10 protein-coding genes are annotated in these 12,388 nt (G+C 37.5%); 9 read left to right on the top strand and 1 reads right to left on the bottom strand.

Going from position 1 to position 12,388, the window contains the following annotated elements:
* The first annotated feature begins 43 nt into the window (after positions 1-43).
* The 4 genes from IGI79_RS11000 (at position 44) to IGI79_RS10985 (ending at position 5,670) form a co-directional block, all read left to right on the top strand.
* Positions 44-1,768, top strand: a complete 1,725-nt coding sequence (locus tag IGI79_RS11000; protein ID WP_438845969.1) for a DUF262 domain-containing protein — start codon at positions 44-46, stop codon at positions 1,766-1,768.
* A gap of 249 nt (positions 1,769-2,017) precedes the next feature.
* Complete coding sequence (locus IGI79_RS10995) at positions 2,018-3,421, top strand: UvrD-helicase domain-containing protein (RefSeq protein ID WP_438845968.1); 1,404 nt, start codon at positions 2,018-2,020, stop codon at positions 3,419-3,421.
* The gene (locus IGI79_RS10990; RefSeq protein WP_438845967.1) at positions 3,414-4,088 is read left to right on the top strand and encodes a DarT ssDNA thymidine ADP-ribosyltransferase family protein; all 675 of its coding nucleotides are present in this window, start codon (positions 3,414-3,416) and stop codon (positions 4,086-4,088) included. The genes IGI79_RS10995 and IGI79_RS10990 overlap by 8 nt, the downstream gene beginning before the upstream one ends.
* 10 nt (positions 4,089-4,098) lie before the next feature.
* The gene (locus tag IGI79_RS10985) at positions 4,099-5,670 is read left to right on the top strand and encodes an ADP-ribosylglycohydrolase family protein (RefSeq protein WP_438845966.1); all 1,572 of its coding nucleotides are present in this window, start codon (positions 4,099-4,101) and stop codon (positions 5,668-5,670) included.
* 89 nt (positions 5,671-5,759) lie between these two features.
* Here the strand turns inward: IGI79_RS10985 and IGI79_RS10980 are convergent, their stop codons facing one another.
* Positions 5,760-6,752, bottom strand: coding sequence for a LacI family DNA-binding transcriptional regulator (locus IGI79_RS10980; RefSeq protein ID WP_438845965.1), 993 nt, complete (start codon positions 6,750-6,752; stop codon positions 5,760-5,762).
* A gap of 182 nt (positions 6,753-6,934) precedes the next feature.
* Here IGI79_RS10980 and IGI79_RS10975 point away from each other — a divergent pair, with 182 nt between their 5' ends.
* Genes IGI79_RS10975 through IGI79_RS10955 form a run of 5 tightly spaced genes read left to right on the top strand, consistent with a single transcriptional unit; the run spans position 6,935 to position 12,378 of the window.
* The gene (locus IGI79_RS10975; RefSeq protein ID WP_438845964.1) at positions 6,935-8,254 is read left to right on the top strand and encodes an ABC transporter substrate-binding protein; all 1,320 of its coding nucleotides are present in this window, start codon (positions 6,935-6,937) and stop codon (positions 8,252-8,254) included.
* Entirely contained in the window at positions 8,254-9,129 is an 876-nt protein-coding gene (locus IGI79_RS10970; protein ID WP_065097084.1) for a carbohydrate ABC transporter permease, read from the top strand. Before IGI79_RS10975 ends, IGI79_RS10970 begins: the two co-directional genes overlap by 1 nt.
* Positions 9,116-9,952 (top strand): carbohydrate ABC transporter permease, encoded by an 837-nt coding sequence (locus IGI79_RS10965; protein ID WP_438845963.1) that lies wholly within the window; start codon positions 9,116-9,118, stop codon positions 9,950-9,952. Before IGI79_RS10970 ends, IGI79_RS10965 begins: the two co-directional genes overlap by 14 nt.
* A gap of 9 nt (positions 9,953-9,961) precedes the next feature.
* The gene (locus tag IGI79_RS10960) at positions 9,962-11,470 is read left to right on the top strand and encodes an alpha-amylase family glycosyl hydrolase (protein WP_438845962.1); all 1,509 of its coding nucleotides are present in this window, start codon (positions 9,962-9,964) and stop codon (positions 11,468-11,470) included.
* Positions 11,425-12,378 carry a DUF1861 family protein gene (locus IGI79_RS10955; protein WP_438845961.1) on the top strand — a complete coding sequence of 318 codons (954 nt, stop codon included), beginning with the start codon at positions 11,425-11,427 and terminating at the stop codon, positions 12,376-12,378. Before IGI79_RS10960 ends, IGI79_RS10955 begins: the two co-directional genes overlap by 46 nt.
* The last annotated feature ends 10 nt before the right edge of the window (positions 12,379-12,388 follow it).

Here is a 12,388-nt window from a genome sequence, read left to right as displayed (position 1 = left end):
GTAAAATATAAATGATAATAATATTAATTAAGGAGATCGCTTAATGAAAATCACACCAGAAACAAAAACATTAGCTGCAATTTTTCAAATAGGCTCTAGTATATCCTACAATATACCTATTTATCAGCGAAATTATTCGTGGAGAGAAGAACAAATAGAAACGCTATTTAACGATATTAAGGAAGAAGATATTGGGTACTATGTAGGAAATTTGTTAATTACGGTAGAAAATGATGAAAAAAATATTATCGATGGTCAACAAAGGCTAACAACATTATCTTTAATCTTGTTAGCTATTTATGAAAAATTAATTGAGTTTACAAAAGATGACGATAGGAGTAATCAGGCCTATACGGATAGACTATATGAAGCAAAAAATGACATAAAACGGCAACTGTTATTAAAGGACTCGGGTTTGTGTCGGTTGACGTTACTTGATAGAGATAATGATATATGGATGGATTTAAGTCAATCTATTTTAAATAATAAAGAGCCGGGAAAATGGGGTAAATATTCTTTTTACAAACGTTATAATTATATAAAAGAGCGACTAATGAGTGATTTTAAAGATGGTGACGAAATTCTAAAATATTATGATAAGCTGATAAATATTGAACTATTACAAATTTCTGTAGCTGACCTTAGCGATGCATACCAAGTTTTTGCTAGTTTAAACTCTAAAGGATTACCATTAACTCCTCTTGATTTAATAAAAAACATTTTCTTGAGTAAGGATGGAAATGTTAATAAATGGAATGAACTAAGGAGTCTATTTACAGTTGATGATGAATTTGATGACTCTAAAATGACCCAATTTGTCTTAAATAACTATGATGCTTTTCATAATATGAAGACAACAGCTAGTATAACTAAAGGAAAGCTTGTAAAAAGTTATACCGATATATTTAAAAATCCTTCTTACATTGATGAATTAATTGATAATGCTAAAGTTTTTATTGAAATCACAAATTCTGACTATAAAAAATATGATTATTCTTTCTCAGGATTAAATCAGCTAGATACGACAACTGCTTATCCATTTTTGATGTATATTTTAAAAAATAAAGAGTTACATCAATTAGATCAGAATGATATCGATGAAATTATAAGATTATTAATTAATTTTTACGTACGCCGAAATGTAGCACTAGTTCCAAAGGCTTCAAATGTACGTCAACACTTATTTGAATTAAAAAATAAGATATATAATGAAAATTCAAAAGGAACGGATCTAGTTAAAATTGTACATCAGTATGTACAAGAACTAGCTCCTAGTGACTCACAAATTGAGAATGCTTTGTCTGAAGGAGTATATGACGTTAACAAAAAAACGACAAGATTTATTTTGATCAATCTCGAACGTGAGAAAACAACGTATTTTCATAAGGGTAATCCAGATAGTTTGGATAAATTTAACGAGAATTCCAATAAAAGAATTTGGGAAATTGAGCATATTCTCCCACAATCCTTAACAAATGAATGGAGAAAAATGATCTCGCCGGATGATATGGCTAAAGGAGATAGCCTAAAAGATGATGTTGTTCATTTATTAGGTAATTTAACACTTACTCCATATAATTCAGGTCTTGGAAATAGTACTTTTGAAGAGAAACTAAATTATGAAGATAAAGGCAATTTGGTTGGACTGAATCTAAACCTTCATCTTAATGATAGTATTGACAAACAAAGTAAAGAATGGACTAAGGAATCAATTTTAAAAAGAAATAGTATTTTAACACAAGAGTTTATTGAAAAATTTTGTATATAAATCGAATTGATGTTTAAAATATACAAATCCGAAAGCATATGATAATATTTCGACATATGCTTTCTTTTTATTTTAAAATAACAGTTATTTTAAAAATAGATTATAACTTTACGGTTTAACAATTCAGTGTATATAATGATAATATAAAATAATTGATAAAGGAGGTTCTGGGACAAATCAACAAATTTTTGTAAGCGCTTTTCTTCGTGGGGGAGATATCTGGATAAATAAAATAGTGGAGGTTATTTTATGGGATTACCAAAACCTGAAGGAAAACAAGTGGATGTACTATATCTTTCTGATGAAGATAATATTGTTGTTCTAGGTACGGCAGGAAGTGGGAAGACAACTATTGCTTTATTAAGGGCGGTAAATATGGTAAAAAATCACCCTGATGATAAAGTCCTTTTACTTACATATAATAGGACACTAATTAAATATATGGAGTTTATATTAGAAGATTTCCCAAAAAATTTATTGATTGAAAACTATCATAAGTTGGCACGAGGGTATCTGAATTCAAGAGGTAAAATGGAGATAAACGCCATCTTACAATCAAAAAATAAGCTTATTGCAGAGGCACTAGATAAAGTGAAAAATAAATATCCTGATGAGAATACGTTAGAACGACATCTGGATATTTTTATTGATGAAATTGAATGGATACAGAAAATGGGAATCATGGAGCAAGAGACGTATATTAAAATTGAACGAACTGGAAGACGGGATGCTCGGATTTTAAGGAAAAACAGAATCTATTTTTACGAAGTCTATCAACAATACGTAGATCTAAGGAATAAAAGAGGTTATTTATATGATTGGGATAGTATAGCCACAGCGGTGTTTGAAGAAGCTCAAAGAGATGATACGGAAAAGAGATATAAATATATACTTGTTGACGAAGGTCAAGACTTTTCGCCTATGATGTTAAAGTCTTTGAGTATGCTAGTATCGAAAGATGGTAGTATCAATTTCTTTGGTGATGAGAATCAACAAATTTATGGAAGTAGGATTTCATGGCGTTCTGCGGGACTAAATAATGTCAAGATTTGGAAATTGGAAAAAAACTATCGAAACAAATCAGGAGTCGGAAAGTTAGCGAAAGCAATTTCGGAATTACCCTTTTTTGAAATTGATGAGAATGATAAAATCGACTCCATTGTTCCAGAGGTGGTTGGCCCAAATCCTCTTGTAATAAAATGTAGAGACAAAAAAGAGGAAGTAGAATCTTTGATTGGTTTAGTAGACAACTCGGATGTATCAAGAACCAAAGCAGTGCTAGTTAAAACGAGAGAAGATGTCAATTTAATAGCGTCTATTTTTGCTGAAAAAGGAATTGAGTATACGATATTAAAAAAAGACATGGGTAAATGGAAGAATACTGACAACTTGCACATTGGAACTTATCATTCTGCTAAAGGATTAGAATTTGATTTAGTTTTCTTACCATTTATGAGTGATCGATATATGCCTACAGAAGAGGAAATAGCTAAATACGGTAGCAAGCAAGAAGCGCTAGTAAAATTTGTCAAGTTGATTTATGTAAGTGTGACACGGGCAAAATCTGGAGTAATAATCACGTATGTGGATAAATTAACTGAATTATTACCAGAGGATACAAGTTTATATGATTTGAGGAACGGTTATGAATGAGTATGAATCATATATTAGTGAGAGAAAAATTACTCGTTTGTGCCATTTCACTAAGTCCAAAAATTTGCCCAAGATATTGGATAGGGATGGTAAGATTCTTGCGAACAACTTTATCAAAGAAGATCTGGAAAAAAATGATCTAAATAGAGTTGATGGTAAAGAAGATTATATTTGTTGTTCAATTGAATATCCTAATGTCTATTATTTATATGAGTTAGAGCAGAGGAATAGACTTGATTTATTTAAAGAATTCTCTATTTTGTTGATTTCTCCTAGCATTATTAATGATCAAACCCTTTTTTGTCCATGCAATGCTGCTACAGATAGTGGGAAACTTATAAAGAGTGGTCTATCGAGTTTCAAGAGTCTGTATAAGTCTAGATCAGTAGGGAAGATGGAATTGAACAGAACAAAGAATATGTTGATCTGCTCACCTACTGATAATCAAGCGGAGGTGCTAATAAGACATTCGATCTCAAAGACAAATATTAAAGGAATTGTATTTAGAGACCAAGTACAAGCGAAGAAAGAATTGAATCGTCTTGAAATTGCTCAATGTGATCTATCCACAATTAAAATTTTTACCTGTGCAGATATGTATGACAAAAATTTGGCGAATAAATTAAGAGCCGGTGATATTCCTGAAGAAAGTCTTTATATGGAATAGGAGTGAGAGGATGAACTCAATAGAAGATAAATATCTGGGATCTTTATTAGGGGTTGCGATCGGTGATGCTATTGGATGGCCACAAGAAAGAAGTCAAACAAAAAATAAATTGGCTAGGAGTACAGATTTCCAAAAATGGGTAAGACGTTCGGGTTATGGTCACACCTATACAGAAGAAATCATACAAAAAGGAAGTTACAGTGATGATACCCAACTGACGCTAGCGACTGCGAGGGCGTTAAACTATCGTAATTTTCTATCTTATTTTGGAAGAAGCGAATTACCTTCGTGGTTGCTTTATGAACGTGGAGGAGGAGGAGCTACGAAGCGCGCTGCTCGTTCATGGTCGAATGGCAAACCACCGTGGAAGCAGAATAAGAGTGCCATCCAATCCTATTTTGAAGCGGGTGGAAATGGTGTAGTCATGAGGATCATTTCGCATGCTTATGAGAAAAATATAAGTAGTGAAGAAATGAATCAAAAAATATTTTTGAATGGAATATCTACCCATGGACATCCTAGAGCTATTTTGAGTGCGTTAGTGTATGGAAAAGCTGCGGAGTATTTGATTACCAACAACAAACAAATGAAATATGGGGAATTAGTTGACTATCTCATTAATAAAAAAGAAGAATGGTCTAAGTTTCCTGTACCTAATAATATCAATGAATGGTTGAATGCTTCATTTTCTATAGGTATAAATTATCAAAAACTGTGGGAACAGACGGGAGAAGAGTTATTTGATGGATTATCATTAATAAAAGAAGCGTTAGCAAATGGATTATTTGATCAAACATCTGAGACATTATCAAAATTAGATTGCAATAATCCGAAAGTTAAGGGTTCGGGAGTTGTTACTTGTTTGGCAGCAATCTATATCGTATCTAAATTCTCTGTAGATCCACAGAATGGATTGTTAGAAATCGCTTTTTTTGAAGGTAGTGATACGGATACAAATGCGGCAGCAACAGGTGGTTTATTAGGAGCAATCCATGGTACACGATGGATCAAATCAGAATGGTGGAGTGTTCAAGACGCTGAGTATATCACTCAGTTGGCTAAAACGATACCGGAAGCAACGATTCCCGAAAGAAGAGATATGTGGAATTTTTCTGAATCAAAAAATTTGATAAAAGAACTACATGGAAATGATAGAAAGAAAAAGTCTGTAAAGCTAGGGCCTTTTGACAGTCTAACAGTTGTAGATAAATACCCTCTCAGGTCGCAGAAAAATATAGAAGTCTTTGTATTAAGAAATGAAGAGAGTCAAACGTTTTACTGTAAGTTACAAAAACCTGTCTTTAAGAATGTGGAAAATCAATTAAGGAATAGTGAATCTACTGATTTGGAACTTTCACCAGAACAAATAATCGAACTACAAAAAACTTTACCTCAAAGAATTACTCTAGCAAAGTTTACCTCTTTACTAAGTGAAACTATACGTATGCTTCGAAATAAACCTTTAGATATTTTTGGAGAATTAGATATAGAGCAAGTAGAAAATGAAGTTAGAAAAAAATGCGTATATAAAAAAGAGATACATTCATTTGTAGAAAAAGTTTGCAGGTATTATCTTGAATAGACGATGAATTACTGTAACGGAATTTTCAGAAATATGAATACAAAAAACCGCTGAACAGCCCCCTTCACTCTAGCTGTCCAGCGGTTCCTTCATTTATCCACTATCCTCACCGACCCCCAAATATTCAACTCCGGTACGATCTGTTGATGGATGATTGGTTCGTCTGGATGATTGATGCGGTGTAACAAGGTTCGGATGGCGAGTTGGCCCATGAATTCCAAGTTGGTGGCAACGTTGGTCAATCGTGGGATCGCCATGCGTGTGAATTCTGTTTCGTCAAAACAAATGATACTGATGTCATCTGGTATTGTATAGCCAGCGGATTGGAGATAGCTGTTGAGCATAAAGGCTAATCCGGAATTGACACAAAACCAAGCATCGGGCATTTGCTCGATGCTTTTTAGGCGACTGAACAAAGCGCCTTGGGATTCTTCGATTTCGGTGATCTCGATTTCTGGTTCTTGCGAGATGCCGTGTTCTGCTAAGGCGCGATGATAGCCGCGTTGGCGTTCGAGGTAGCTTGGCGAAAAGGAGGTGTCGCCGATGAAGCCGATTCGTTTCATGCCGTTCGCAATGAGTAATGAAATGGCTTGGAAAGTGCCGTCGGTATTTTTGGACAAAATGGCATCCGCGAGTAATTCTGGATCGTGATGATCGATCAATGTTACGGGGATTCCTGTAGCAATCACTTGTTTTATGTAGTCATTGTTACTATGAGAAAGTACTAAAATACCGTCATATTCATTGATGTATTCTGGCAGGATCATTTGTTGTAGTGTTTCATCGGTTAAGGTATACGTGTCTAATTTGATATGTGCGCGTTGTGCGGCAGATTCTGCGCTTTTCACGATTTCGCCGAAGAAACTTGTTTGGGAAAAGGCAAATTCAGTTGCCATCAAAAGAAAGCTCATGGTGGTGTCTTCTGTGACGGTTTGGTAACGATAGCCTAATTCATCGGCTTTATTTTTTACTAATTGTTTGGTTTGTTGGCTGACGCCTGGTTTGTTTCGTAGTGCTTGCGAAACGGAATTTTTAGAGATTCCTAGTGCATCAGCGATGTCTTGCATCGAAGCTTTTTTCATAAGTTCACCTAATTTCTCGTAATGTTTATATTGATTATAACATAGTACATCTAAAATAATCACCTAAAAAGATTACAAATGTAACTTTGTAATGTTGATTACGTAATGTTGACAAACGTAATTACGGATGGTATGATTGTCGCAGTTATAAGAAACCGTTTACAAACCAAGGAGGAAGATTCATGAAGATGAAGAAAATATTTTTGGGACTTACGACTGTATTAGCAGGAACTGTTTTACTTGCGGGCTGTGGCAATCAATCAACGAGTGGGGATTCCGGCTCAGATGATGGAAAAACGAAAATCACTTTTTGGGCGGCACCTAATCCGACGCAATTGAGATATTGGCAAGAAATGGCGACAGAATTCGAAGCACAAAATGATGAGATCACAGTCGAAGTGACTCAAATGAAAGAAAGTCCATCTTCTGAAGCGACGATCCAAAGTGCGATTGCATCGAATACAGCACCGACGTTGTCTGAAAATGTGAACCGTAGTTTTGCGGCACAATTGGCGGCTAGTGAAGCGATTTTACCATTGAATCAACAAAATGGGTTTGATTCGATCGTGGAAGCAAGACACATGAATCAAACGATTGAAAGCTGGAAATTTTCTGACGATAGTCAATATGTATTACCAGTGTATTCAAACCCGATTTTATTTGGTTGGCGAATCGATTTATTAGAAGAACTTGGCTTTTCTGAGGTTCCAAAAACGTACTCTGAATTGTTAGAGGTTGTAGAAAAGGTTCAGGAAACAGATAAAGCTTTGTGGGCGAAAAGAGACTTGTCTGACCCAACAGCTTGGATGCGTTGGTTTGATTTCTTCCCGTTGTACAATGCGGCGAGTGAAGGTGGCAGTTTTGTAGAAGATGAGAAGTTTTCTGTGGATGAGGCTGCAATGACGGATGTATTTGATTTGATGAGTCAATTAGCAGATGCGAATGTTTTGCGAACAGGTGAAGCGACTGATCCGTTTGAAAATGGGGATAGTATCATGACTGATCTTGGTCCATGGACATTCCCGAATTGGGACGAAAAATATCCTGAGTTGACGTTTGGTGAAAACTACACAGTGACGACACCTGTTGTACCTGATGCTTTAGCAGATGTGGAAGAAGTTTCGACTTACGCAGATGCGAAAGGGATTGTGATGTACGCCCAAGCAACAGAAGAAGAACAGGCAGCAGCAATGGCGTTCTTGGAATTTGTTTATTCAGATGATGAGCATGACATGAAGTTATTAGAAATGACGTCATTGATCCCTGCGAGAGACGATGCGAAAGAAAATGAAATTTTTGCTGCATACTTTGAGGAGAATCCAGCGATGAAAGTATACGCAGAAAATGTACCATTTGCTGTACCGGCAATGGATAATGAAAAATTCAATGAGATTCAACAAGCGTTTGGTGAACAAGCGTGGGTGCCAGTGATTCGTGGAGAAAAGGATGCGAAAACTGCAACAGCAGATGCCAAATCAGCGGTTGAAGGGGCGCTTCAATAATGAACAAAAATACAAAGTTGGGCTGGTTATTTACCAGCCCATACCTGATTTTTACTGTCATCTTCTTTTTATTACCGCTTTTATGGTCGTTTTGGTTAGCGCTGACAAGTTGGAATATGATTTCACCAACGGTTGAATTTGTTGGTTTCAAAAATTTTATTGATGCGTTTCATAGTCCGGCGATTCGAGCAGCATTTGTGGTGACCTATAAATTTCTACTGGTCTTTGTTCCGATGGCTTTGATTTTATCGATGACGATTGCGTTGCTAGTGAATAGTTTGCCTAAGTTTAAAGGCTTGTATATGGTTGCCTTCTTTTTACCTTATCTTTCAAGTGGGGTCGTGACTTCGTTGATCGTGAAAGGTTTGCTTTCTTACAATGGTCCTTTCAATACGTTTTTACGTACGAGAATGGGCTGGGATATTGATTGGTTGGGTAATCCTCAGACGTCGATTTTTATCGTTTCACTGATGATTGCTTGGAAGATGTCCGGTTATTATGGGTTGATTTTGATTTCTGGTTTGGGAAATATCAATAAAGAGGTCTATGAGGCTGCGGCGATTGATGGAGCAAGTGCGTGGACGCGTTTTTGGAAGATCACATTCCCGATGCTTTATCCGGCGTTTTTCACGGTGACGGTGCTTGCTGTGGGGATTAGTTTTGGGATCTTTACGGAAGTGTATCAATTGACGGGTGGCGGGCCGAATTTTGCTACGAATACGTGGCAAATGGAGATCTATAATCAAGCGTTTGTCAATCTTCGCTCGGGGTATGCTTCAGCAGTCGCGTTAATGGCTTCTGTGGTGACGTTTGCTTCGATTGGTGTGATTCGTAAACTATTAGAAAAATGGGGGGAGAAAAATGGTTGGTCATAAACGGACAAAAGGCAAAAATACGATTCTTTATCTTGTAACGACCCTCGTAATGCTGATCATGACGTTTCCTTTTGTGTACTTAGTCATGCATTCTTTTGCAGTTTGGGATCAAGTGGATCGTCGCATTATCCCGACAAATTTTAGTTTACGTTCTTGGACGTGGCTTTTCGGAGGTTCACCGACTTCTGCGGATGTTCCGTGGTTGGGGGCTTTTGTCAATACGACGATCGTGGCGACGGTAGCCACTGTTTTAATGATGTTGTTTGCTTTGATGGTCGGTTATGCGTTGGCAAAGATCGAGTTTAAAGGGAAAAAATTAGTAAACAATTTTATTATTTTCCAAATGTTTTTCCCAGCAATCATTTTACTGATCCCTCAGTTTTTGATGGTGACGAGAGTGGGGTTACTGGATTCATATGCAGGAATGATCATTCCTACAGCGATCAGTTTATGGGCGATTTTTATGTATACGAACTTTTTCAAAGCGATTCCCAATACATTGATTGAAGCGGCGAAGCTAGATGGTGCCACGGAGATGCAAGTCTTGTTCAAAGTCGTTTTGCCGATGTCTAAATCGATTACGACGGTGATTTTCTTGTTCTTGTTTACGGATCGTTGGACGAATTTATTGTGGGATATGATCGTGTCGAAAAGTGATAGTACAGTGACGTTGAATGTCTTGATTTCACAAATGTTCGGCCCATATGGCACGTTTCCAGGACCGATGTATGCGGCGTCAGTATTGTTGACGTTACCATTGATCGTTTTGTTTTTGATTTTCTCCAAACGATTCCAAGATGGTATGCAATTTACATTGAAGTAAGAGGGCAAAATGATGTGGTGGAAAAATGCAGTTTTTTATGAAATCTATCTCGCTTCTTTTGCAGATAGTAATAGCGACGGGATTGGCGATATCGATGGCATTAGAGAAAAGTTGCCTTACCTCAAAGAATGTGGCATCGATGCCTTATGGCTCACGCCATTTTATCCTTCGCCAAGAGTCGATAATGGGTATGATGTTTCGGATTATTGTGCGGTTGATCCGCAATATGGGACTTTGGAAAACTTTCGATCGCTTTTGGAAGAGGCACATGCATTATCGATAAAAGTCATTATTGATGTAGTTTTGAATCACACGTCAACGGCACATCCGTGGTTTATTGAATCTAGTGCGAGCCAAGCGAGTGCAAAACGTGATTGGTATATTTGGCGAGATCAGTCGAATAATTGGGAAAGCTTTTTTGGTGGCAGTGCTTGGAAGCTGGATCACCGAACCAATCAGTATTATTATCACAGTTTTGCAGAAGAACAGGCAGATCTGAACTGGCAGAATCCTGAAGTGAAGCAGGCGATCTATGATGTCTTGTCTTTTTGGCTGGACATGGGTGTGGATGGGTTTCGTTTTGATGTGATCAATAATCTAACGGTGAGTGATACTTTTACAGATAATCCTAGGGATGAAGAGGGGAAACAGGTGCATCTTTATGATGTCAATCAGCCTGGAGTGATGCCAGTTCTTAAAGAAATGAATCAATGGCTCAAAACAGTTGATCCAAATATTTTTACAGTGGCTGAGATCAGTTCGGATCAGTTATCGGTGATTTCAAGTTATGTGGAAGAAGCAGGATTCGATACGGCGTTCAACTTTAATTTAGGAAGTATTGAAACGTTGGATCTAACGACATTGACCCACGAATTTCAAGAGATGAATGCACGTGAACATCTTCCAACCTTATTCTTTAATAGTCACGATATGAGTCGTTCGTGGAACCGGTTGGCACAAGAAGATCGTGGGACGTATGAATTGTTGTCTGTCTTTATGTTGATCAATCGTGGTGTGCCTTTCTTATTTCAAGGGGAAGAGCAAGGGGTAAGTGATTTTTATCCGACCCATCTTTCAGAGATTCGCGACATCCAAGCGAAGAATAAATACCATGAACAATGCCTCTTTGTGGAAACACGACAGGCACTTTCGGCCGCCAATGAAGTGAATCGCGACCGTTCCCGGGGGATGATTCCTTGGGGAGAAAGTCAACGACCTGGATGGATCGGGACGAGCCCGAAAAATCCAGAAGGGGAACTGATTTCTTCTGTCTATCAAGAATTGATTCGTTTGCGTGAAGCGGAGGGGCCTTTTCAAGAAGTCACGAATATTCAATTGGAAAAAGGATCTATACGCTATCAAGTAGAGCATTTATCTGTAGTGCTGAATTTTAGTGAGTCGTCTGTAGAACAGAATATCTCAGAAAACGTTCAAACGATTTATGGCAAAGGGATGCTTAGTGAGGATCGTAAATGGGTCAACGTGCCATCAAAAAGCTGTTGGATTGGAAAGGAATAGCAATGATCAAAATAAAAAATTTAATTGAAAACTATCGAAAAAATAAGCCTGAACAAATGAAAAAAGCGGAATTTTTGACATTTACAGGTGTGGGGACGAAGGATGTCTACAACATTACCGCTCCATTTGAGTTAGCAGGAGAAGTGGTGCTAGCTGGGCGTGTAGAAGCTAGAGAGAGCGAGGATTCAACTGTTCACTTGTTTAGAGAAACAGCTAAAAATACATGGGCAAAGATTTCTGATGGCATCGAATTGCCGCTACAAGACCCTTTTTATACGGTGATTGATGGGCAAGTGATTTTAGGTGGTGTGGAGGTTGTTTTCTTGCCAGAAGGTCAGGCGCAATGGCGGACCATTTTTTATCACTTAGAAGATACAGCAACTGCCCACCACTTATTTGAAGGACCATGGGGAATGAAAGACTTACGGTTGAAGCAATTGTCAACTGGTGAAATTTTAGTCATGACACGTCCACAAGGAGAAAAAGGCGGTCGTGGCAAGATTGGTGCTTGTCTGATCGATCAGTTGGCTGATCTATCGATCCAAAAAATCGAAGAAGCGCCATTGTTAGCAAATCAATTTTCTGAGGAAGAATGGGGCGGCGCCAATGAAATTTTTGAGATTGATGGAGTGATTTGGGTTTTAGGCCATATTGCGAATTTTGATGAGCAAGGTGATCGCCATTATTATGCGATGCGTTTTTCTTTTGATCGCAGAAACCATGCAATGAAGGATGTGCGCATCCTTGCGGAAAGAAAAGATTTTGCTAAAGGACCGACGAAACGCCCTGATCTTGTGGATGTGGTCTTTAGCGGAGGATTGGACCTATCTTCTGAGCATGGTGTTTTATATGCCGGGATCAGTGATGCAGGCGCGCAAAAATTAAAAATCGAAAATCCATTTAAGTAGAGGTAAATAA

Source organism: Enterococcus sp. AZ084, assembly GCF_051714905.1.
In the GTDB taxonomy this organism is placed as follows: Bacteria; Bacillota; Bacilli; order Lactobacillales; family Enterococcaceae; genus Enterococcus_B; species Enterococcus_B pernyi.
This window is presented reverse-complemented; position numbering and strand designations above follow the sequence as displayed.

Coding starts and splice junctions, on each gene's coding strand:
- IGI79_RS11000 (WP_438845969.1), top strand. CDS start 44: ATGAAAATCACACCAGAAACAAAAACATTAGCTGCAATTTTTCAAATA.
- IGI79_RS10995 (WP_438845968.1), top strand. CDS start 2,018: ATGGGATTACCAAAACCTGAAGGAAAACAAGTGGATGTACTATATCTT.
- IGI79_RS10990 (WP_438845967.1), top strand. CDS start 3,414: ATGAATGAGTATGAATCATATATTAGTGAGAGAAAAATTACTCGTTTG.
- IGI79_RS10985 (WP_438845966.1), top strand. CDS start 4,099: ATGAACTCAATAGAAGATAAATATCTGGGATCTTTATTAGGGGTTGCG.
- IGI79_RS10980 (WP_438845965.1), bottom strand. CDS start 6,752: ATGAAAAAAGCTTCGATGCAAGACATCGCTGATGCACTAGGAATCTCT.
- IGI79_RS10975 (WP_438845964.1), top strand. CDS start 6,935: ATGAAGATGAAGAAAATATTTTTGGGACTTACGACTGTATTAGCAGGA.
- IGI79_RS10970 (WP_065097084.1), top strand. CDS start 8,254: ATGAACAAAAATACAAAGTTGGGCTGGTTATTTACCAGCCCATACCTG.
- IGI79_RS10965 (WP_438845963.1), top strand. CDS start 9,116: ATGGTTGGTCATAAACGGACAAAAGGCAAAAATACGATTCTTTATCTT.
- IGI79_RS10960 (WP_438845962.1), top strand. CDS start 9,962: ATGATGTGGTGGAAAAATGCAGTTTTTTATGAAATCTATCTCGCTTCT.
- IGI79_RS10955 (WP_438845961.1), top strand. CDS start 11,425: ATGGGTCAACGTGCCATCAAAAAGCTGTTGGATTGGAAAGGAATAGCA.